General features: G+C 32.3%; 20 protein-coding genes. 6 read left to right on the top strand and 14 right to left on the bottom strand.

What is annotated here, in order from left to right; all coding sequences use genetic code 11:
* Positions 1-29: 29 nt before the first annotated feature.
* Positions 30-1,073, top strand: coding sequence for a sensor histidine kinase (locus QLS71_RS16405; protein WP_308992711.1), 1,044 nt, complete (start codon positions 30-32; stop codon positions 1,071-1,073).
* Positions 1,070-1,795, top strand: a complete 726-nt coding sequence (locus QLS71_RS16400) for a response regulator transcription factor (RefSeq protein ID WP_308992712.1) — start codon at positions 1,070-1,072, stop codon at positions 1,793-1,795. Before QLS71_RS16405 ends, QLS71_RS16400 begins: the two co-directional genes overlap by 4 nt.
* 415 nt (positions 1,796-2,210) lie before the next feature.
* Here QLS71_RS16400 and QLS71_RS16395 read toward each other — a convergent pair whose 3' ends face one another.
* The 13 genes from QLS71_RS16395 to QLS71_RS16335 form a co-directional block, all read right to left on the bottom strand.
* The gene (locus tag QLS71_RS16395) at positions 2,211-2,501 is read right to left on the bottom strand and encodes a type II toxin-antitoxin system RelE/ParE family toxin (protein WP_308992713.1); all 291 of its coding nucleotides are present in this window, start codon (positions 2,499-2,501) and stop codon (positions 2,211-2,213) included.
* On the bottom strand, positions 2,488-2,745 hold the full coding sequence (locus QLS71_RS16390; RefSeq protein ID WP_308992714.1) for a type II toxin-antitoxin system ParD family antitoxin: 258 nt from the start codon (positions 2,743-2,745) through the stop codon (positions 2,488-2,490). The genes QLS71_RS16395 and QLS71_RS16390 overlap by 14 nt, the downstream gene beginning before the upstream one ends.
* Positions 2,746-3,308: 563 nt before the next feature.
* On the bottom strand, positions 3,309-3,773 hold the full coding sequence (locus QLS71_RS16385; protein WP_308992715.1) for a hypothetical protein: 465 nt from the start codon (positions 3,771-3,773) through the stop codon (positions 3,309-3,311).
* Positions 3,774-3,798: 25 nt separating this feature from the next.
* Positions 3,799-5,397, bottom strand: coding sequence for a hypothetical protein (locus QLS71_RS16380; protein ID WP_308992716.1), 1,599 nt, complete (start codon positions 5,395-5,397; stop codon positions 3,799-3,801).
* A 48-nt stretch (positions 5,398-5,445) separates the two neighbouring features.
* The gene (locus QLS71_RS16375; protein WP_308992717.1) at positions 5,446-6,951 is read right to left on the bottom strand and encodes a tyrosinase family protein; all 1,506 of its coding nucleotides are present in this window, start codon (positions 6,949-6,951) and stop codon (positions 5,446-5,448) included.
* 182 nt (positions 6,952-7,133) lie between these two features.
* Positions 7,134-9,209, bottom strand: coding sequence for a methyltransferase (locus tag QLS71_RS16370; protein ID WP_308992718.1), 2,076 nt, complete (start codon positions 9,207-9,209; stop codon positions 7,134-7,136).
* Between the two features lie 60 nt (positions 9,210-9,269).
* On the bottom strand, positions 9,270-11,015 hold the full coding sequence (locus QLS71_RS16365) for a WD40 repeat domain-containing protein (protein WP_308992719.1): 1,746 nt from the start codon (positions 11,013-11,015) through the stop codon (positions 9,270-9,272).
* 18 nt (positions 11,016-11,033) lie between these two features.
* On the bottom strand, positions 11,034-11,624 hold the full coding sequence (ribA, locus tag QLS71_RS16360; protein ID WP_308992720.1) for a GTP cyclohydrolase II: 591 nt from the start codon (positions 11,622-11,624) through the stop codon (positions 11,034-11,036).
* Positions 11,625-11,640: 16 nt separating this feature from the next.
* Positions 11,641-13,563 carry a hypothetical protein gene (locus QLS71_RS16355; protein ID WP_308992721.1) on the bottom strand — a complete coding sequence of 641 codons (1,923 nt, stop codon included), beginning with the start codon at positions 13,561-13,563 and terminating at the stop codon, positions 11,641-11,643.
* Positions 13,564-13,579: 16 nt separating this feature from the next.
* Positions 13,580-14,335, bottom strand: coding sequence for an SUMF1/EgtB/PvdO family nonheme iron enzyme (locus tag QLS71_RS16350; RefSeq protein WP_308992722.1), 756 nt, complete (start codon positions 14,333-14,335; stop codon positions 13,580-13,582).
* An 87-nt stretch (positions 14,336-14,422) separates the two neighbouring features.
* Positions 14,423-14,653: a hypothetical protein gene (locus tag QLS71_RS16345; protein ID WP_308992723.1), complete on the bottom strand. Its 231-nt coding sequence runs from the start codon at positions 14,651-14,653 to the stop codon at positions 14,423-14,425.
* A gap of 96 nt (positions 14,654-14,749) precedes the next feature.
* Positions 14,750-15,361, bottom strand: a complete 612-nt coding sequence (locus QLS71_RS16340) for a helix-turn-helix transcriptional regulator (protein ID WP_308992724.1) — start codon at positions 15,359-15,361, stop codon at positions 14,750-14,752.
* Positions 15,362-15,994: 633 nt separating this feature from the next.
* The gene (locus QLS71_RS16335; protein ID WP_348636572.1) at positions 15,995-16,996 is read right to left on the bottom strand and encodes a helix-turn-helix transcriptional regulator; all 1,002 of its coding nucleotides are present in this window, start codon (positions 16,994-16,996) and stop codon (positions 15,995-15,997) included.
* 126 nt (positions 16,997-17,122) lie between these two features.
* On the opposite strand from QLS71_RS16335, the gene QLS71_RS16330 reads away from it, so the two are divergent.
* The 4 genes from QLS71_RS16330 (at position 17,123) to QLS71_RS16315 (ending at position 22,938) form a co-directional block, all read left to right on the top strand.
* Entirely contained in the window at positions 17,123-19,483 is a 2,361-nt protein-coding gene (locus QLS71_RS16330; protein WP_308992726.1) for a TonB-dependent receptor, read from the top strand.
* Between the two features lie 10 nt (positions 19,484-19,493).
* Positions 19,494-20,726: a hypothetical protein gene (locus QLS71_RS16325; RefSeq protein WP_308992727.1), complete on the top strand. Its 1,233-nt coding sequence runs from the start codon at positions 19,494-19,496 to the stop codon at positions 20,724-20,726.
* An 86-nt stretch (positions 20,727-20,812) separates the two neighbouring features.
* Positions 20,813-21,931: a PepSY-associated TM helix domain-containing protein gene (locus QLS71_RS16320; protein WP_308992728.1), complete on the top strand. Its 1,119-nt coding sequence runs from the start codon at positions 20,813-20,815 to the stop codon at positions 21,929-21,931.
* Between the two features lie 368 nt (positions 21,932-22,299).
* Positions 22,300-22,938: a DUF6266 family protein gene (locus QLS71_RS16315; protein ID WP_308992729.1), complete on the top strand. Its 639-nt coding sequence runs from the start codon at positions 22,300-22,302 to the stop codon at positions 22,936-22,938.
* A gap of 26 nt (positions 22,939-22,964) precedes the next feature.
* On the opposite strand, the gene QLS71_RS16310 is transcribed toward QLS71_RS16315, so the two are convergent.
* Positions 22,965-23,768 carry a hypothetical protein gene (locus QLS71_RS16310; protein ID WP_308992730.1) on the bottom strand — a complete coding sequence of 268 codons (804 nt, stop codon included), beginning with the start codon at positions 23,766-23,768 and terminating at the stop codon, positions 22,965-22,967.
* Between the last annotated feature and the right edge of the window lie 110 nt (positions 23,769-23,878).

Below are 23,878 nucleotides of genomic sequence, written 5' to 3'. Positions count from 1 at the left end.
CAATTAAATATGATTTTAATTTTGTGGTCATGAGTAAAGCATTATCAAAGACAGAGCAATTTCTCAAAGTGGGGCCTTACATCCTTTGGTTCGGGATGCATATCGCTATCAGTTTGGTATTAACCTATCAGAGAAGTTTTGCAGATACTATATACTATTTGATTACCTATGTTTTTTTTGGTTCACTGATTATATGGCTTTTTGGATATAAACTCTTTCCAGAATACCTTGCAAGAGAAGGAAAAATTAATCGAAGACTAGTATTATTAATAGCTATTAATACCATTCTTTTTATAGTCGGTATGTATGCGCATACCTTTATGGCTAAAGTTCTAGGATTAACACAAATTAGTGACCAATACGCACCTAAGTCAGTGAGAATAGGATTATGGGTATTAATGGTTGTACTAGGAATATTTTTTATGGCTAGTATTCGTGTGGCACGTATCTATTATCTTAATGCGGTTCAAAAAATTGAGCATAAAGCGGAAAGAGCTGAGGCAGAACTAAGATTACTAAAAAGTCAAATTAGTCCACACTTCCTGTTTAATACCTTAAATAATATTTATGGGCTTGCCTACTTGAGAGACGAAAGAGCTGCTCAAATGATTTCAAAATTATCCAAATTATTACGCTATTTGCTATATGATTGTGACCAGCCCAAAGTGCTTTTAACGAAAGAGAAAGAACTGATAGAGCATTATTTGAGTATCCAATTACTTAAACATGAAGATTCTCAGAATGTAGATTTTTACCATGCAGGAATTACAAACAGTCATAAGATTGCACCTATGATTCTTATAAATTTTATTGAAAACTGCTTTAAACACTCCAATTTAGAAGCCAATACACCAGGTTGGATAAAAATTAGTCTTGAAGTAGATCATAATGAACTTAATTTTAGAACCGAAAACACCTTTAAAGAAGACCATGAAGGAATTTCAAAGAACCGCATGGGAATCGGACTTACAAATTCATTAAAACTTCTAAAAGCTAATTATCCTAATAAACATGAAGTTGATATAACCAAGGAAAATCATATTTATCAACTTAATTTAAAGATAAAATTATGAAACTAAAATGCCTTATTGTTGATGATGAACATATTGCTCGAAAAATCCTTGCCGATTATGTTGGTAAAGTACCTGAATTGGAACTGGTGGCTTCTTGTAGTTCGGCTCTACAGGCACTCAATCATATTAAACAAGATAGTATAGATATTTTATTTCTTGATATTCAAATGCCTGACCTAACAGGCCTTGATTTTCTAAAAATCTTACCTAATAGACCAGCCACGATTCTAACTACGGCATATTCGGAGTATGCCGTACAGAGTTATGAATTGGATGTTATAGATTATTTATTAAAACCAATAGATTTTGAGCGGTTTTACAAAGCTATTGCCAAAGTTATTTCTTTAAAAGATTCTAAAATAAATGATTCCTCTAAAACTTCATCTACTCAACCTACAGATAAACTTTTTATTAAGGCTGATAGTAAAATCGTTAGTATTGCATTTCACGACACCATTGTGATTAATGGTCAAGGACCTTATGTACAAATTATTTCCATTCAAGGACAAAAAATTATGTCGTTACAATCTATGAGTAAATTAGAAGAATTGCTCCCTTCCAATTTTTACAGAATACATCGGTCTCATATTGTCAATATTAATCATATAGACAGCATTGAAGGCAATATGGTTAAATTAAAAAATCACACAGCTATAATAAGCAAAAATAAACGAGACGAATTTCTTAAGTTAATCGATCAACTCAATTTATTAAGAGATTGATTATTTAAGATGTATACTGAGCAATGTAAAATAATGTTTTTATGAATAAATGTAGATATAAAGCATTCCACACACAGTATGCTTCCCTCCTACGTCGACGCATAAAAAGTGTTTATTCACAAGGTTATTATTGTTTTAGAGGTGTTCATGAATCTCGCAAACTCGATTTCATTAACATTGTAGAAGAAGCTTTTAGAATAAATTTTTTCAAGAAACTGTAGTAAGCCAAAGCGGCAGCTGGCTCATTCGCTAAAAAGGTCTACTAGACCTTTTCTTTACGCTCTGCCCTGCTTTTATGCAAAGCTCAAGTTACATAACGCAAGCACATTATAATTCAGATTTGAAATTATATAAAATGTTTTTGTAACATTAAAAATGTTAGTTTTATTGTAATTATGAAAAGAAAAATCAATAGTTATAAATTATTTTCATAATCCATACTTTGGTTTAGTATACGAACAATTAAAATATCAATATCTGTAGCCAAATAAAAAATAGTGTGAGATTTATAAGAAAACCTTTTTAAAGATATTACAAATTCTGAGGCATCGCGTCCAAGATTGATATTATCTGATAAAACTTGAAAAATATCGTGTATTCCAAATAAATATGCTTGCGCCTGTTTTAATCCAAATGTTTCTATTCCATATTCGTACATTTTGGTAAGATCACTTTCTGCCTTTCCAGATACTTTATAAACGCCCATCTGCTCGCATACGTTCTTCGACTTCTTTCATAATATCTGGGACAGATTTATTGCTAATGCCGCTTTCCATACCTTCTGTTATAGCAGCTTTTAGTGCGGAAAATTTAGCGTTTTTTGCCTGATCTCGTCTTACTAAATCACGAAGATATTCACTATCATTAGTAAATTCTCCAACTTCAATTCGTGATTTTATCCACTTATCTTGTTTTTCAGTAAATGTTATTGTTTTTCTAACTGTTGACATGTTTTTTGTTTTAATAATCATACTATTGATGCAATATAGTGTATTCGATTGAATATTAAAAAAATTAAACAAATCAAATTTTATGTATTTAGTAATTATTTCCATTCCATACACCTTACCACTTCACTCCTATCGTCGCTTCGGGCAAAGCGTATTCCATTACATTTTAAAGAAGCTTTAGAAAGAAAAAAATCAAAGAAAATTGAGGAAACAACTTCGCTTTTACCAAAGCAAAGTTACATAACGCAGAACATTATAGTGCATTTTTAATTATGGATTATCCAGTGGATGGTTCATAATTAAAATAGCGTTTACCATCATTATGAAACCATTTGACAGCTATATAGCTATATAATGTAGTATTATGTAAAATATCCCAGGAGTACTCGTTTTCATAAGAATAATTAGAACTAGGGTCATTACACTTATAAGCGGTTTGCTTCGCAGATTTTTTTAAAACATTATCTATCTATATTTGGAAACAATTAACGGCTTATTCGCTATATTTTAGGAAACATTGTAAAATCACATCTTTATTATCCCTTTTCTATACTATACTTACTTTAGGTTGAAGCCTCAAAAGAACGTTTAAACAATTTCATAAGTTTATGATCATTGCGGATAGAAATATTACTTAATAGAATTAAAAACAAAACTAAATACAATAACCAAGTTTCTGAATAATTTAAATAGTAAGTTGTAAGCAATAAAGACATCCCTAAACCATATAGAATAATGCTAAACCATGATTTGTTTAAATAATGTTTTCGTAATAAGAAAAAGCTACCCAATAAAAATATACCAAGAATTAAAAATCTCCAATTGGTATTAATACTAACCTGTTCTATGCCTACAAAGCTAAATATAGAAGCGTAAGCAGCCCAACATAGTGGACATTTAGGAAAGAGAAACAATAAAACGCCAGATAAAATATTTAGAACATTCATTTTTTTATCCCCACTTGAAGTTGATTTTTTTAATGGATGAAGCTTACTGCAAGTACACGATGTCTTTTTTAAATTTTCCATCTGAATTGTTTTTTAATTGGCTTACCTATTCCTTTTTTGGTGCTGGTTTAGGCACACCTTTTTCCCAAGAGGCTTTATTGAGCAACCAACTAAAGTCACCAGATAATTGGTCACCATTTATATTTTCTACAACCCCTTGTTTAGTAATCGTATAGTTATTAATCAAGTTTGCACTAGAATGGCAACCCATACAACTTTCTGTACCAAAAATGGTCATATTAGACGTTGAGTTTTCCATAAGTCCAGCTATTTGATTCCCTCCTTGAAAAAAGGTTTCCATAGAGATATTGGTTAGAAATATTAAATTAGGCTTCCCTCCTGGTTTGTTAATCACACTTTCTGGTAAATGGTATTCTGTAGCTGTACTTATACCAGGTTTTGCATTTTGATTTAAGGGGTATTGTGTATCTATTAATTGGTAATATTGCCAGACACTTCCCTGTTGTTTAAAATAATTTTGCATCATGTTATTGATTTGTTTTACACGAACAGGAATATCAATCATACGCTTAGATTGGGTTTTCATTAGCTTGGTGTCATCGGTATAATAATTTAACGTGTCTCTTGTAATGTTCCAATAATTGCCATGTTCTGTGATATGCGAGGAATATTTGCTTCCACCATTAGTTACATCAACATTTACAGGACATATTTCGCAATCTGGATTTGTAAGTGTTGGGTGAATGACTTTATTCTGACCTCCAACGTTGGTTATATTCTGGTCTAAATTATCAATATGCTCAAACGTTGACCAAACCCATTGTTTTCCTGTTGGTGTTTTTTGACTAATATGAAATCCAATTAGTCCAATATCAACTAGTTCTGGTTTCTTTATTATTTCATTTATGATATAGCCTTTATCTTTAAAATAGCGTTCTTTAATATCTGAGTTTTCTAAGATTTTCCAAGCAAGTTTAATCTCTGTTGCACCAAGTTCTTGTTTTTCAAAGTTTCCTTTAGGAAAATTAGCTTCGGTATTTGTTTTAGAAAATTCTATTTGTCCATTAATATTATAAAGCTTGTTTTCTACAACATAGTCAAATTCTTCTTTATTCATTAATACTTCATAAACAACAACATTACCGTTTTGGTCAAATAGTTTTCCAGCAAATGCCTGATCGGTTTCGTCTGCTATATTATTGACATTATGTGCTGGAGTATTAGTTATTAGTAAAATTCTTGAATCACTATCATTTAATATGCTTGGGTTAAGCCCCAAACCAGTATCTTTTCTTGGACTATTCCAAGCTGCTGGTTGTTTACCATCAGCACGATAGACCTGAAATGCTTCTTTCCATTTTAACCAAGCAGGTGATCCTGCATCTGTAAAGTTTTTAAGCGGAATGCCATTAGCATCTAAAGGCCAATTTATAGCTATTAGCGCTTGCCAACTATAAATATTATACATCTCATTAAGTTGGTAAATATCTCCAGCATCTATCAATGCTTTTTGTAAAGCAGGATCTACATCTACTGGAATGCTAGACGAAAATTGTGCTGGAGCCTCCAGAGCTACATATTCACTGGTCTTGTTTTGATTACAAGACCAGCTTAATAAGACTATACAAAGTGCTAGTGTTTTTATAATAGTACTTGCAAACAACATTAATTTATTTAATTTCATTATAGTTATATTTGGATGATTATTAGTATAGGTTCATTTTTTAATCATTTATTCATTTCTTAATAACAACCTTACATTAATAGTTGGGTTACCCATCATTTTATGCGGAAAATGATCACCAAATGGAGCATGATCTATCGGTTCTATCCAAGTTTCTAATTTTCCAGATTTTATTGTTTTTAATGGAATTTTAAAATCCATATGAACCATTGGATTTTCAACACAATTTGGACATTTATCGACTTCTGAAGGTTGAAAAAAGGCTTTTGATGCTATAACTTTTCCATCTTTTAATAAGTGTACCTTAAAGCTTCCAGGTATTTTAATACGATTGATACCTTTAACACGTACGTTAGCAATATCTGTATCGACTTGGAATTTTGCTGAAGCTGCTACAGAGCCTCTACGTTTTGTTTCAAATGATGCCATAGCTAAGTCTTTTGTTGCAGTAACTGGTGAAACATAATCTACATCTAAGTTTACGATTGAGTCCACAATCTTAATTGTATTCAAATGTGGCGCAGTGTCTGTAAATGGTGGGATGCTCTCTAAAACAGGAATGGTAAAAACATTTCTACTGTCTGTTGTAGTAATTGTTGAGAGTAAGCCATTAATGTCTGTGGCGTACATCTTTTTTTGCCACTCCCAGAACATACGATCTATATTACAATGGTAAAACCAAAAAATAGGATCGAATGCTGCAACGTTTTGGTCTGCCATAGTTGGTCCAATAGAAACATGGCCAGAGTCATGAGCTTGTATAGACGTATCATTAGGCGCACTAAACGCGTGTCCACCATGATAATCTTCCCAATCTAATTGGGTTTTTGCACGTGTAAAATCAGTTAACACATCGTATTGCTTAAAATTGGCTTCTATTTGTTTTAACTGGTTTCTCCGTGTTTTGTACCCTTTAGGATAGTTAGCATTTAGCGTTTCTGGAAGTGTATAGCTATCAAAAGGTTGTTGGTTTAATATATCCGGAAAATCATTAAATAAATCCCAATATGGCATGGTAACATCCTCACACCCACGAATACTTCTTAGTGCGTTTTCAAAATTATAGATAAAAGCTCGATGCCAAGGATTGTATCGTGGTACATGATGCATACAAAATGGGTTTGGCAAACCATGTAATCCAGCTTGCATGAAGTAACTATTTGGATTGGTTATGTCTAATTTCATAACTCCAATAAATGCTTTTTTAAGAGTTGCTAACTCCGTTTCAGATAAGTTAGTAACATCTTTTCTTATACGAGTTGCACTTACAGTAGCCATCATTTTAAGGCTAGCAGCTGATTTTTTTGTAGGTGTTCCTTTTGGACACCCATTAGAAAACCAATCTAAAAATGTCTGCACTTGACTTTTAGGCCAAGGGTTACCAGGTGGCATATTTCCAGCTGCTAATTGCCCGTATATTCCAGATGCTTTAGATTTTACTGAATCATAGTCATTTAATAGAATGCCATGAGGCTTCATATGATCGATATCTGTTTGTGTGAACATTTGACGAATTCCTCCGTACCATGTTGCTGCTGTAGTTGAATTACCCATGTTTGTAGTGTTTTAGTTAATATTAATAGTTTAAAAACGCGTACGAATACGCCTTTTAAATAATCTGATAGAAATTCATCCGCTGCATAAATTTTACTCACTCGTATTTTACATACAAATGCGTCGACGCATAAAAAGGAAACTCTCAATAAATATTTAAGTCAAATGGAAAAGGAAACTTATTATTTTATACTTTTTTTTGATAAAAGAATTAATTTATTATCTATTTCTTGATACTCAAATGGATCCATTTCTAAATTATTTAGATAGTTCATTAAATTTTGTAAACTATGAACTCGACCTTTTTTTGTTTTTAAATGTGCTTTAATAGAAAAAATATGATTAGACACATTTTTGTGGAAGTCTAAAGCAAAGTCTGAAATTATCAAAACCCCATCAACCTTAAGGTGATTCTTTACATTCGTTAGAATAAGCTGTACCTCATCTGGAGAAAAATAATGGAGTATATCGTTCATCATTATTACGTCAAACGTTTTCCCTAAGTCAAATTTAGTTGCATCACCGGCATGAAGTAGAATAGCTCCGCTTTCAATAAATGAATCACAAAATTTTTTTGTAACTTCTAACATAGACGGTAAATCTAAAATACTGACGGTGTTATTTGGGTATCTAGTACAAATAGAACGCGCATGAAAGCCATGTCCACCACCAATATCTAAAATAGATTCTGATGATTCTAAATTTTTGGAAATAGTGGCTAATAATTTTGAAACAAAATCTTTATTAGCCAGCTCTATCGAACTTATATAGGACTCAGTTGTATTGGCCTGAATCATGTCATCTTCGAAAGAAACAGTCTTTGGAATTAAACCTTGAAGCTTCTCTGTCATTTTTAACCAAGATTTATTTTCAGATTGATAGATAAGCAATTCATTTAAATAGGACTCCCTTCTTTCGTCTGAAAGAATTGGTTCTAGTATATCTGTAGCGACATAATCTTGACCTATTTTTTTTAGTAACCCCATAGCCACGTAACTATTTAACAATAAACTTAGCATGAGCGGATCCACTTGAATCTCGCTAGCAATCACTTCTGTGCTAACACCTATAAAAGGTTTGAAATAGCTAAACAATTTAAGTTCAACTGCTGCCTGAAACACACTAGACAACCTAAATTTACAGGCATTTTGTAGATGATGATTCCAAGCTGCCAACATTGATTTATCTATCCCCAAAGCATCCGTTACAGCATTTTTTTCTGTATCGGATGTTAGTATAGGGTTATCAAATCCAGCAATTATTACTGTTTTGTTTTTATTAGGAATCCTATGAATAATAATATCATCATATCCCGCAAGTTTTAATAATTCTGAGATTTCAGAATCAGTACTTAAGTAACTTTGAGGGTATTTAACAAACATTCTCAATGAGAAAATGGCACCACCACCAGGGCTTGTGCCAGTATCGTGTAAACTAAATTTAGTTATAATAATTTTAGAAGATAGTTTTCTAGTACTTTTTAGAATATTCAATTTATCCTTTCGAGAAAAAATTTCTAATAATTCATTTAAAGTTACCAAATCGTATTTCTTGTCCTGTTCAAGTGCTAAAGCATCTCCAGACACAAGTTTTACTTGTTTCTTTTCTATTTCTTCAGAAAGATTGTTTACACAGCCATCAAAGCAATTTGGAAGATCTAAAACTGAAAGTTTCATTTGAGGGTTAATAGCTAATAGCACTTTTGCATGTACACCATCACCTCCACCAATATCTAAAACCGTTTTTTGTTCTCGAATACATTCTGAAACCGAACTTAAGCAATATCCTGCCGCGTTAAGGTTCGCATTTAATATTCCCTTATACTTCATAATGTTATTTTCTAACAATTCAGAAGAATAAGATTTAGGTACTTTGTATTCACCTCGAGCAATCTTAGCAAGATTTAACCAGACTTCATTTTCCTGTTTTTGAAGTAATAAATCGTTTCTAAAACTAACATCTGAAATTGTTTTTAAATACCCAATACTATCTATTTCGTTGGGGTAATATTTTCCTTCAAAAAATATTATATATTTTAATGACACCAATGCATTTAGCAGTTGTTCGCACGAAATGTTAGATATGTTCTTAGTAGAAGCAATAGCTTCAATAGTTGATCCATCTTTATCAATAAAATCGAAAATATTCAATTCCAATGCAGAGAAAAGAATCGTACTATTCCTGAAAGAAGTTGAAAAACTTAAAAAACGTTGCCATATTTGTGTAATTTGATGATTGGTTTCGATATTAGAAATCATAATGCTTTTATTAAATTGAATTATATAATTTGTTTTTTCAATAGTTTAAAATGAAAAAATCTAAACCGCAACATTTTCTAAGCTATCTAAGGTCATTACAGGAGATTCAAATTCCTTAGTAGCTAGTTGATATACTTTTCCATCATAAGATGAAAATAAAAACATTTCTTTACCCCTATCGTAATAGACGCTTGAAATCCCTGAAGTCGAAAAACGTTTAAGCCAAACCCATTTTTTAGTTTTTAAGTTATATATACTTGTGTTACCGTGGTAAGAACCTATTCCTACTAGGTTATCATATTTGCCTCCAACCGCAACACATTTTAAAGAATGATTATGAGGTGTCTCAATAACTTCTGAAGTGAATGTTTCTGTATTCCAAATACGTAATTTTAAATCTCGGCTAACGCTCACAAAGGTTCCGTTTCTAGAAACACTAGCACCATTTGCAATCTTATCATGCGCATTTAAATTTCTTGAAATAACTCTAAAATCGGCTAAGTCAAAAAAGGCACATGCACTCGTAGCACAAACACTAAAAAGGATTTTATCATTACTTGCTAAGCCCTTAATAGCATTGTTATGAAGCTCAATCTCTTCCACAAAAAGAACTGCTCCATTACGTATTTCTAAAACAACACCCTCACCGGTATAAGTTCCTATAACTGCCATTTTCCTACCTTCCTTTTTAAAAGAAGTTCCGCAATTAAGAGGAGAATGATGCTTATATATCACTTCGCCTGTCAAGGCATTAAAAATAATGCCTGCTTGCCCACCTGTTAATACGAATGTATCAAACAAAAGTAAAAAGTTACATAAACTACCTAATTCAACCTGCTTCTTCCCATCCAAATAAATAGCACCTTCATCACCTATAGTTACTATTTGGTTATTAAAAACACTAACAGCATTTACTCCAAAGGTAGGATTAACGGTAGATAAGTCCCAAGTTTTTGTATCTCTGTAATAGTTACAATATGTATTCCCAAAGGTTCCAAAAGCCAATGTGTTGGCATTTACAATTACAGAAGCGCGAAGCCAAACCTCTAGCGGACATTCTATTTTTTCGATTAGTACCAATCCTTCTTTCTCATCAGGGCGCCATAACATAACGTTATAATCATAGCTACAACTTAAAACCATGTCTGACTGCTCATCATAAGTTATGTTCTTTATTCCAGCCTTATGAACCGAAATATTAAATGCGACTTCTTGATTTATAATTACCGAAATAGTTCCTTCGTCATTTCCTGCATAAATCACTCCATTTTTAATGCAAATGGTGTCGGTTTCAATATCTCCAAACTCTAATTTGTTTTTTTCTATTCCCGTATCAATATCCCATATGCGAATTGTTCCATCATCTCCACAAGAGATCAATTCTTTTCCATTCTCGCTAAATGCAACAGAAATAACATCCATTTCATGTCCAATATACCTGCGTATTAAGCGTCCGTCTGAAGCAAAAAGGCGGACTATATTATCTCTTGAAGCAGTTGCTACATGTTTACCATCTGAAGAAACAACTATTTTTTCTACATCATCTTTATGGTCATAAAAAACAGCTAATAATTTCATGGATGGCACTTCCCAAAGCCTTGCTAAATGGTCACTACCAGCACTAACTAATAAGGTTCCACAGTTACTAAATTTACATGAATTGGCTAAGTGATCATGATATCCTCTTGCAAGTGACATCTTTGTTTTTTGATCCCAAAGAATAACGCGATTATCATAACCAGCAGTTGCAATATATTTATCTTGGAATGAATCTATTCCGCTAATTGGCGATTGATGTTGTATCATGGTACTAATTTTTAATGGTTATAGCATATGAGAAAGCTGATGCTTCTTTACTTCGAGATACTGGTCGTTGAATGTGTTTTTTTTAGAAATAACAGATACTCGATCAATAACATTTATCCCATATTTTTTTAAATATTCTATTTTTAAAGGGTTATTAGTCATTAGTTTTACAGACTGTATATTAAGTTTATTAAGAACTTCTACAGCTGCCGAGTATTCCCTTTCATCATTATTGAGCCCCAAATCGTGATTTGCTTCAATGGTATTTCTCCCATTGTCTTGAAGGTTATAGGCATTAATTTTATTAAAAAAACCAATACCTCTACCCTCTTGCCTCAAGTATATGATTATTCCAAATCCAAACATAGATATATACTCTAAGGCATAGTTTAATTGGTAGTTGCAATCACATTTTAAAGATGAGAAAGCATCTCCTGTAAGACATTCTGAGTGGATTCTAACAGGAACATCCGCTCTATTTTCTACATCTCCTTTTATAAGAATGGCATGTTCATTTCCTTTTTCATCCTTAAAGGATTGAATTTTAAAAGAACCATATGCTGTTGGTAAATTAGCTAAATTTGAATAGTTGTATTTTATTTTTGTCATTCGTTTATTATTGCATTTAATTAGAAGCTATTTCTAAGGTGCTTTTAACCAGTATTCCATTTTTATCTGGGCTAATTGGTTTAGATATGGGTCCTAGTGAAATAATTTTTTCATCATGAATACCATAAAGAAGTGCTACTCCACTTCTTCCATAACTAATAAAATTATACTGATAAGAGTTCTCTCTTGATTTAATCCAAAGTGCACCTTTTGAATAATCAATATCATCTGAAATACAGTTCAAAACCGTGCCAGTAGCTACATCCATAAGAAATAAATTTCGTTGGTAATTAACTAAAACCATATAACGTTTGTTTGGCCCCCATATAAAATCTTCTATTGTATTACCTACATTTTTAAGAATGTGATCCTTCTGCCATGTTTCACAGTTTACTCTAAATAAATTAGCACCATTACTATAGTAAAGGTTTTCGCTATCGAACCACTTTAATCGTTTAGGTCTATGACAATCGTAATCTTCCATTACTATTTTATTAGTCTCTGTATCTAGAAAAACTAATGACCCTTCACGCTCAGCAATCGCCAACATATTATTGTCATTATTGTAGGATATAGCCCAAATTGGCTCATTCTTGGCAGAAACATATATGGCCTCTTTTTCACCATTTTCCATATTTACTTTATAGACGTATCCAAATTCGGTAGCAACAAAAATTTCTGTGGTGTAATCCATTAATGCTAAATCTCGAACTGCACTTCCAACATTGTATTTTTTAGTTTCTTCGTATTCTTCGTTTATAGCAATAACATTACCATCTGTACGTCCTAGATATATTTGATTATCTTTTTCGTTATAACACATGCGTTTGGTATAGCATTCTGAATCTATAGAAATAGGAAATGCTTTGGTTTTAAATTTGGGTGCACGTGTGTATAGGTCTTCACCATTTGGCTTCATTGTAATTATTGAGTTTCCTTCACCAGACATTACAATACCTATATTGGTATAAACGGCAGTCCACATTGCATAAGGAGTCTCTCTAAGTTCCGCAAGTATAGTGTTGCTGTTAAGTGATATTAGATACAAAGCGCCGTTGCGACATTGCACAATTAACTTATTTGAATCTTTCTCTAATGTTTTTAACCATCTATTTTTAAAAGGTGTTTTAAAAGCTACACCTATTGGTTCGCAAGTTTCTTTATTTATTTCGTAAATATTCCTATCGAAACTAGACGCAAAAACTCTATTACTAACCGAATTATATGTAACATGTTCTAAATCGTCTCGAGAGATATTATCACAAATTACAGGTTCAAATTTATTCTCTATACTAAAGCGTATAACAGCTCGCATATCGCTAGCAATTAAATATTCATCTTCTTTTATATGTTCAAACCAATGAATTGTTTCATACCCAAATTGCCAATGGGTAATGGGTGTTCCTTCTAGAGATAATATAACCTCTCCATGGTTCGATCCACTTAATATTTTATTTGTATTTCCAACATATGATACGGTTACAACATCATACATACCGTGAAGTCGTGTACACTTTATAGGTTCCATATATCCTTTTTCAAAAGAAAGTTCTAGTACACCTCCATTGCCATTTCGTGTAACTATTTTTTTTTCTGAATAATGAAAATTAAGTGCCTGACTAACGGATAATATAAACTTATGCGGCTCATCATCATTTTCGCAAGGAATATCACGGGTAATAATACCATCAACCTTAATTAAATTACCACAGTCTTCAATTTCGAAAAGTATAACAGACCGATCCATTCCCAATGTTGCTATATATGGACGTGTTTTATGAGAAGAAACAGCTATAATACCCCCCGGTTGGACTTGTATTCTATTTACGATACTTAAATCTTCGGTTCTTAGTATTAATAGTTCACCAGATAAGTTGCCAACGAACATTAAACTCTCATCAGCTGAAATACTAAATGATTTAATTTTTTTTGATGCCATATTTATGTTATTCAATCTAATTGCTAATTGCTAGTCGAAACCCACGATAACGAAATGCTGGACCTGGATGCGGACCATGCCTTCTTGTACAGCGTGCCAAGTCTCCTCCTAAGGCAAAGGAACCTCCTCTAAGAACTGGATAATTAAGGCCGTAATTCTCTATGATATCGTCATTAATAAAATGCCCCCCTGGATAGGGTTTATATAAACTTGATGTCCATTCTTCAACATTTCCTGCTAAATCACACACACCAAAATTAGATGGATAATTATCATATTTGTATACTGAAGTTGTGGTACCAATATTGGCTTCTACTGTATTACACTTTGAGGAGTCAAAATCACTTCCGAAAGGATACATTAATTTCTCTGTTCCTGCTGCAGCGTACTCCCATTCAAACTCAGTAGGTAATCGATAAGATCGACCATCTTTTAAACTTTTCCAATCAATAAAAGTTTCAACTTCATTATAGTTCATTCCCCAAGCTGGGTGATCTTCAGGAAGTTTTAATGAAATGGATTCTGGAGGCCGAATGTTCATCTCAGCAATAAATTCTTTAAACTCGCCATTGGTTACAGGATACTTAGCAATCTTGAAGGCTTTTAAACTTAGTTGATGCCTTGGAAATTCCTTTAATAACCAATCCCGAAAACGAGGAACATAAGATTCGTCTACTAATTTGCTTTTCCAAAAAATCATTGTATCCTCTATTTCCTCTTCACTGGAACCAACAATTACTTTGTTTTCTGATATTTCAACAAACCTTGCCATAATTAATATTGCCGTTAATAGTGGTGCTTAACAAAATGAATTGAAAAGCACCCATTAAACCTGTTAAAAAACTAACTCTAAACAAGGTTATTGAACAGCAACAATTGATGCAGCTTGTCCCTTTTCCGTAGTACCAATTAGGTGTGATCTTTCAACCAAGCTACCTAAAATGTACTTGCGCTCTGCATTGTTTAAATTGCGTCCTCCTAATTCCTCGAAAAGTTGATCTAATGATTTTTCAACTCCTTTTAAAAGTTCAGGGTTTTTTTCAAGTCTTTCAAAAGCTGACTTTGTTTGCTTTAAATTTACTGATGACATAATAATTGGTTTAAAGGTTAATAATTAAGTTATTAGTAAAATTAAATCTATCTACTGCTATTAAACATTTCATAATCAACATTTTCTATTTGATAATCAACATTTATCAAAAAGGCACCTTCTAATCTCAGTTGGTGTTTCTCCAAAAACACGTTTAAACGTTTGTGTGAAGTTGCTTGGGTTTCTAAAACCAACAAAAAAAGTAATTTCTTTTACCGAACTATCTGAAACAATAAGTAACTCTAGTGCTTTAAAAAGTCTGTAATAGCGTAAGCAGTTTCCGGCCGATACTCCTAAGTGTTTTTTAATCTTTCGATTGGTCTGCATCAAACAAAGATTGAGATGTTTACTTAATTTTGTAACATCGAATTCTTCTAGAGAATAATTGTTTTCAAGCACTTTGTTTAAGCGAATTATAAATGGAGGGACAAAACCAAGTTTTGAAGGTTTTATTTTATATAGATAGCTAATTAACGTGTTGTCAAACCCGTTAATCTTTTTAATAAGATCTATAAAAACGTTGCTATTATAGCCCGGTGTTAATTCAGCCAAAGCATCTCTTAAAGGTTTCAAATGTTCTCTAGCATCAGCCATTTCAGATTTAAAATGATGTCTAAAATCTGTTTTAGTAAAATCAGGATGTTCTTCTTTATACAATGCTTGTACGTTTGTTACAAGGAATTGAAAATGGTACTGGTTAGTTGACATAGAATTGTTTTAAAATTAGACAATAGTTAACCTCTAGACTTCTATAAGTCTTTTAAAACTATCAACATTAAAAAGGGAGGAATCATGCTATGAATTAAATATAAAAAAATAATTTGAATATTTAATAGGAAAAAACCTATTTTTTTTAGAAAATAATATTTTCCTTTCCATTCCACACACATTACGCTTCCCTCCTACGCCGTCTCAACTACGCTCGATACTGGCTAGCATAAAAAGTGTTTCATTAAAATTGTAGAAGAAACTTTTAGAATAAATTTTTTCAAGAAACTGTAGTAAGCCAAAGCGCCAGCTGGCTCATTCGCTAAAAAGGTCTGCTAGACCTTTTCTTTACGCTCTGCCCTGCTTTTAACCAAAGCTCAAGTTCATAACGCGGTACATTATAGTACATTTTATAATAGGTTTATCCAGTGGATGAAGCTATTTATAACACAGATGGCGTGTTGGTGAAATTATGAAGTTTAAGATTAAGATCCATTTATAAAAAAAATGATAGCTATAATGTAGTATTATGTAAATATCCCAGAAACATTGTATTTCATTAGAATAATTAGAACTAGGCTCATTAAACTAATAAGCGGTTTGCTTCACCGCGTTTAAAAAACATTCCTAGAATTAAATATCTAAAGCTTTTTTCTTTAACTTACTTGGTAAATAATTATATTTTTTTTTGAAAGCAACTGTAAAATGCTGCGGATTTTTATAACCCACTGCTTCGGCGATATCAGATATATCAATATTATTTTTTATCAGCATTTTTTTAGCTTCTTCCATTCTTAAGTCTGTTAAATACGTAAAAACAGGTTTTTTGTAAACTAACTTAAAATTTCTCTTTAATTTATGTTCATTCACACCAACTAATTTTGATAAATTTTTTATCGTTATTGGTTTATGAATGCTTTTTTGTAGTGTTTTTTCTGATTTTATAATTTGATTGTATTCTATTTCACTCAATCTCATCTCTTTTTTTTCAATCTTTTTAGTTTTCATTTCTGAAAATAAAAAACTAAACATCTCTTTTACTTTAGATTCTATATATACTTGTTTAATTTCTCGTTGATAAGAACAATTAATAATATCACTAATTATAAGTAACAAGTCTATTGAAATAGGTTTACTCTCTGAAAATAATTTATACGGCGTTTTATTTTTTAATGAATTTTGAATAGGTGAAGTTATATTTTCAAAATAATTTTTAAAATTTTTTCTTAAATAATCTTCAGTAACTAGGATACTAAACTCTTTTCTCTTTTTTGAACTAAGAGTAATAGTTCCTTTAGGTTCTGGTAAGTAAAAAAAATTATAATTACCATTCTCAATATGAATAAACATACCATTCTTATCATATGGAGTATATATAAGGTCGCCTTCTATTTCAAAATGAACTTTTATATAAGGAAAATCATGATTTACATCTAACAAGATCGGAGTTGCTAAATCATCATATCTCATATTAAGTATGGCGCCATCTAATAAGATTTGTATATTCTTTGATTTTGAAAAATGAGAATCTAAAGATGTTTTTATTTCATCAATCATGTCATTTTTTAAACCTTCTGGATATTCTTTTACCACTGCTTCCTTATGATAATTTTTGATTTTAAAAGTAGAAATCATTTGGTATACTATTGTTTTGTTATTATGGTGTACAAATACGTCTTTTTAAATCCTAATTGCGTTAACCAATGAATTTTAGTATATAATACATTTGCGCCTCTTTAGAATCAGTCTAAATAAATGTAAATGTATAAAAAATTTTATTTTATAACGCTATTTATTTTTTTGAGTGTCAAAAGTTTTAGTCAATCTTCTGTTTCTGGGAAAATAACAGACGAAAAAGGTACCCCTTTAGTAAGAGTGAATATTTTTTTAAAAGAAATCAAACTAGGTACAGTTAGTAATGAAAATGGTGATTTTGAAATAAAAGAAGTCCCCTATGGTAATTATAATTTAGAAATTACAAGTTTAGGGTATCAAAAACAAGTGACACCTATTACAGTTCAAAAAGGTAATGCTGTTCTTGTAGCAATAACCATGTATGAAGAGAAACAAGCGCTGGATGAAGTCATTTTAAAAGCGAAATCAAAACAACAACAAAAGCAAGAAGAGCCTATTAAGGTCAACATAATAAACGTAGCTAAAATATCAGAACGCGCGACGCCTTTAACAACCATAATCAATCAAACCTCTGGAGTTAAAGTGAGACAAAGTGCGGGAATTGGAAGTCCTACCGTTGTTAATATTAATGGCTTACAGGGAAGTGCCATTCGTTTTTTTAAAAATGGCATACCTTCCGATTATTTAGGAAGAGCTTTTCAAATAGGGGTAATTCCAACCAATTTAATTTCGGATATTGAAATATACAAAGGGGTCTTACCGATTGAATTAGGGGCAGATGCCTTGGGTGGTGCTATTAACATTGTAACAAAAAAGCCAGATCATGATTTCTTAATAGCTTCCTACGGTTTGGGGTCTTTTAATACACATACGGCTAATTTTAATGCTAACTATTTAATCCCGAAAACAAAATTTCATATTGGTTTAAAAAGCTATTATATTTTTTCGGATAATAATTACAAGTTTGATGCGCCTATTTTAAATCCTGAAACCCAAAATTATACACATCATACAGCAAAAAGGTTTCATGATGGTATAGAAACCTATTTCGTTCAGGGAAATTTTGGGGTACACACTACTAAGTTTGCAGACGTATTAGATGTGGAAATATCTTATTTCAACTTTGATAAAGAAATTCAAACAGGAACAAGTATTACAATCCCTATTGGAGAATCTAGGTTTAATGAAACAAACAAAATTGCAAGTGTCACCTATGAAAAAAGTATTTCGGATGCTTTTTTATTAAATGCCTTTGTAGCTTTCAGCAAAAAAAATAACAAAAGGAAAGATGTTTCTAATAATAAATACAACTGGTTTGGGGAAGTCATTAATGCTGAAAATTTTTCTAAAGGAGAAACGGATCATGAAAAAAGTGATAGTAATATAGACCAAGATAATTTTGTAACGCGATTATATGGACGTTATGAGATTAATGAAAATTTAAATATAAAAGTAAGCACGACTTTTAATAGTAAAAATCAAGTTGGCACCGATCCGTATCAAGAAGAGGATGTTAGTACAGGAATACAACCTATAACGATACCATCTAGCTATAAAAAGACGATTTCGGGTTTTGGAATTGGGTCTAAACTATTTCACGGAAAAGTAACAAATGAGTTTACACTTAAACACTTTTATTTAAATACAGAGTCTACCAATATTATTGAAACTGTAGAAACTATAAAAAAGAGCAAGAGCTCATTTGGTTGGGGAAACTCGGTAAAATATAAATTTAATAATACCGTTTTTGCGCGGGTTTCTTTCGAAAATACCACAAGAATACCAGAAGCGGAAGAGTATTTTGGCGACAACCTTTTTAACTTGAGTAGCCCCGACTTAAATCCTGAAAAAAGTAAAAACGTAAATGTTGGTTTCTATACAAATTTAAATGCGGTAAAAACACTGTTCATAGACGTGAATACCTTTTATAGAAATACAGAAAATTTTATAAGAAAATTGCCAATCGGATTTGTTTTTACTCAAAATGAAAACACAGATACACAAATAACAAAAGGGATAGAAACTTCTTTAAAAGCGAATTTTAAAAATAATTTTACTGCAACCACGTCTGTTACCTACCAAGACATGCGTAGAGTGGACACAAATGGTTCGGCTCTTGAAAATTCAAGAACCCCCAATACGCCTTATTTTTTTACAAATATCCATGTTTTAAAGCGCTATAAAAATCCTTTTGAATGGCCCATAGCACTCGATGTATATGCCAACTATAATTTTACGGAACAGTATTTATTATGGCCTACTGCAAAAACATTGGAACCTGCATTATTTGAAAGAGATATTGATTTTACCGACTTGATTATACCCGAACAACACGAAGTAAGTTTTGGAATTACTGTAAAGCTAGAAAAATTGCCCATTAGCATAAATACAGAAATCACAAATATTAGCAATTCTAAATTATACGATGAATTTCGGATTCAAAAACCATTAAGAGCATTTAGATTAAAAATTACATATAAACTATAAATTTAAAATTATGAATAAATTAAAGTACTTATTTTTTGCATTAGTCCTTGGCGCAACCACTTTAACATCTTGTGAGAGTAATGATGACATCCATGAGACAGAAAAAAACATAACATTTGCTATGTTTATTGTAACAGATGCAGCATCTAATAGTGGTCTATTGGTACCGTTCAAAGAGATGCCTACCGGTGATATTGATGTATCTAAAATTACAAATGGAATTCAATTAGCAAAAGCGAATACGCCAGGTATTAGTTACAACGGTGCTGTATACAACACATCAAATACAGCTGGAAACCCAGGAATTCAAAAATTTTCGTTAGCAGATGACAACACTTTTTTTGATGATGGATTTATCCCAACCAACTCTCAATATGCAGGAGGAAACATGTTTGGTTTAGCTACGCCAACGAAAGGTTATTATTCTAATGATGATTTAAGTCAAACAGCATTGCAAATTTTTAACCCAGAAACAATGCAACGTATTGGACAAGTAGATTGTTCTTCTCAAATAAACGCTATTAAAGCAGGATTAACAGGAGTTGTTTCTACAAGTCTTGGAGGGTTTGTAATAGAAAGAGATGGTAAGGTTTTTACGGAAGTTTATTTTTCTGATGCAGATAAGAATCAAGTAGTTGATAAAACATATGTGGCCATAATTGATGTAGCAACAGATACCTTAGATAAAATTATTGTTTGGAATGATTTTATATTACTAGGTTATGGTTTGAAAAATACAAACTATATCAATTTTGATGATAACAATAACTTATACTTAGGTGGTTTTTATGGAAATCATGCCGATGCAGAACGATTAAACTTTAGAACACTACGTATTAAAAGTGGAGAAACAGATTTTGATACTACTTGGGATATAAACGCGGTACGAGATTTTAATAATGGAGAAAATTTTGCTTTAGGAGGTGCTATTGTAGGGAACAAAATGTATATAAAGATGTTTGAAAACACAATTACAAATGCTTTTGGTGGGGTAGCTAATTTAGACTATTATGCATACGAAGTCGATTTAACAACGAAGCAGCCTACTAAAATTAGCGATATTCCTGCTGGTTATTGGAAGAGTGTTTATGGTCCATCCGTATTTAACGACAAGCCTTATTTTGTAGTTGAAAATGATGCTGCTGGGAAAGTATATTTATACTCTTATGATACGAATTCTAAAACATCTACAAAAGAAATTACTTTGTTAGGAGGTAGCCCTTCGCAACTTATTAAGTTGTAAATTTTAATGTATTCTTATAAAATACCAAGAGGGTTGTACACATCGTCTTGGTATTTTCTCTTTTAATTAAATAGAAGTTCTAAAAGATGATTCGTAAAAAATTAGTTAAAAAGTTACATTTATGGTTAGGTCTTTCATCAGGTCTCATTGTATGTTTATTGTGTTTATCTGGAGCTTTTTTTGTTTTTGCTGAAGAAATTATGCACGCTTATAATGCAGAATATCTAAACGTACCAGTAGAAGAAGAAAGAATTAGTGCAGATGTTTTGGTTGCCTCTTTTAAAGAAAAGCATCCAGACGAGCATTATTTTTGGATGAATACATACAATGATTCTACAAGATCTTTTGATGTAATTAGTGGTGTGTTAGAAGAAGGGGCCTCCTCACCTATTTTAAAAATAACCTTTATAAATCCATATACAGGACAAATTATTGGAGAGGACATGCGTTCTATAAATGTATTTTTCTTTTTAGCTCATTTTCATTCGCAATTACTTTTAGGAAAAGTTGGTTTATGGATTATTCGTGTGGCATCTCTTATCTTTTTAATTGAAATTATATTTGGACTTATTCTTTGGTGGCCCAGAAATAAAAATCAAGCAAAAACCTCTTTTAAACCGAAATATCCAGCATCAAAAAAAAGAATGAATTATGATTTTCATAGAATTTATGGATTTTATGCCTGTTGGATTCTATTAATTAGTGTCATAACCGGATTAATCATGTCTTTTGATTGGATTAAAAAACCAACCTTATCTGCTTTTGGAGGCTATCCTGAATTGGTTGGCCAAACTCCACCCTCGCCAGATTTCCATGAAAAGGAAGATTTTAAAAGTTTGCAATATATGTACAACCAATTTGAGGAAACCTATCCTAAAGGCTACAAATTAACCTTAATGGCTTTACCCTCGGATACAATAACATCACAAGCGATACTTGTAGATACAGATGATCGTTTTTTACATCTTTATGGTGACAATCAAATTTTAGATAGGTATACTGGAAAACAACTTAGAAACCCGCTTACAGCAAAATTTGAAAAGAATCAAGATATTTTAGATGCCAGTTTAGACATTCATATGGGAAGTGTTGGTGGTCTGCCAACTCAAATCTTAGCCTTTATAATTGGTTTGTTTGGTGCGAGTATGCCTGTAACAGGATTTTACATTTGGTGGAATAGAACGAAAAAAAGCAAGCATAAATAGATATGAATTTATATGAATTATAGTGATTGAATTCTTGCTGAAGTACTAATAAGCTAGTTCCTTTTTTTGTGCTTTCCTATGTCTGCTAAAATCACATTTCCTCCGTGCACAGCTGCCTTAAATTTGGGATTATCCCCACCATTCATCGATCGCCTAAAACAAGTCTTCTCCCACTCTCCTCCCACATTCCTTCGAGAATGCTTCGTAAAAAGCCTTATTTTACGAAGGATTCCCGAAGCATCCTCGAAGGAATATCGAACAAGGCTACAATCAAATATTACACTTAAACATTAAAATACCACACTTTATCGGTTTTATATTGTTTTTTTCCTACATTAGCTCTAAGTAATACTTTAAATATCAAACTTATGGCAACATATAACCAAGGTGTTTTAGGTGGCTTTTCTGGTAAGGTAGGGCCTGTAATAGGTAGTAACTGGCGTGGTAAAAATGTGATGCGTTCCATACCCAGTAAATCGACCAAAACAGTTAGCGCTGCGCAACAGTTGCAACGCGATAAGTTTAAATTTGTATTGCAGTTTTTAACGCCGCTAAAAGGCGTGCTTACCGAAACCTTTGGTGCGAATGTGGGTAGTAAAACACCCTTTAACAATGCCATGTCATACCATATGAAAGAGGCAGTGACCTATACGGGTACGCAATTTGAAATTGATTATAGCAAAGTACTCATTGGTATGGGGGGTTTATGCGGTATTAAAAACCCTATAGTACAGGGGGCGGGTACTACCGCATGGCAGCTTACTTGGGATGATAACAGCCAACAAGGCTTGGCATACCCCCATGATGCCTTATTAGTGGTTGCCTACGCCCCTACTTTAAACGATTTCGACTTTTTTATGGCGTATAGCGTTCGGGAAGAAGCTGGTTGTGCACTTCATTTTCAAGAAGCCTTTTATGGTGAAACCCTACAGCTTTGGGCTACGTTTAGCAACGCCCCATTAGCACTTACGGCTACCAGCCAATATTTGGGTAGTTTTGTGGTGTAACATGCTAGTTATTTTACACAAACCATTTACATCTTTACACGCTTTTTTTCAATAAAACCCTTTATTTGTCTATAAACCAGTAAGTATAATGTAGCTGCTGCAAACGAAATAATGGTGCCCCAATAAATACCATAAACAGGGTACACCATAGATATGACTAAGGAATATATAATTAATGAAAACATCCCTACAGGTACATTTTTAATAACGGTATGCACATGTTCTTTAGAATACGTAAAATGGATGATAAGTATTAATGGAAAAAGTGTGGTTGGAAAGGCAGACAACAATCCTGCCCATGTAGAACCTACAAACTGAGGGAGGCTGGTAATAAGTACGATGATGGATGCTGCAAAAAATGCCCGTATAAAAAGTATGTTATAACTCAGTTTTACTTTCGTTGCTATTTTTATATTCTGAATATTTTTAAAAAGATAAATGTACAGAAACGAAAATGCCACTGGTATGATTATGGCTATGTATTTGTTTATTTCTATAAAATGCAACAGCCACACCATTATAAAATAACCCAAAATAGCACATACAGATGCTAACAGGATGTTATATTTTTTAAAGTAGAAAGAAGCAAGGTAATATAGGTACACAAAAGTTAGGGCTGCCGATAAGCCCATCATATTGTACACGGCACTTTTAGCTGCAAAATCTGGACTTACTTCCAACCCAAAGAAAAATAAGGTGATGGCAGACCCGGTGGGATAACCCGATAAAATACCTGCAACTTTGGGGCTTACATTTTCGGCAAGAAGTGAGAGCCCTACCACAAAAGCAATGGCTACTACCAGTTTTATTACAAATAGTAATTCTATCATATACCTGCTATATTCTTAAACGTTTAAGCTGCCAAAGGTAGGTGTAATAATTTTATTTTAGTACAGCATGTTCTTTGGTTCGCAATTTTTTATTCTAAGTATTTAGATTT

It is taken from the genome of Mariniflexile litorale (assembly GCF_031128465.2).
Classification (GTDB): Bacteria; Bacteroidota; Bacteroidia; order Flavobacteriales; family Flavobacteriaceae; genus Mariniflexile; species Mariniflexile litorale.
The sequence above is the reverse complement of the archived record's forward strand: the minus strand, read 5'-3'. Positions and strand labels throughout refer to the sequence as shown.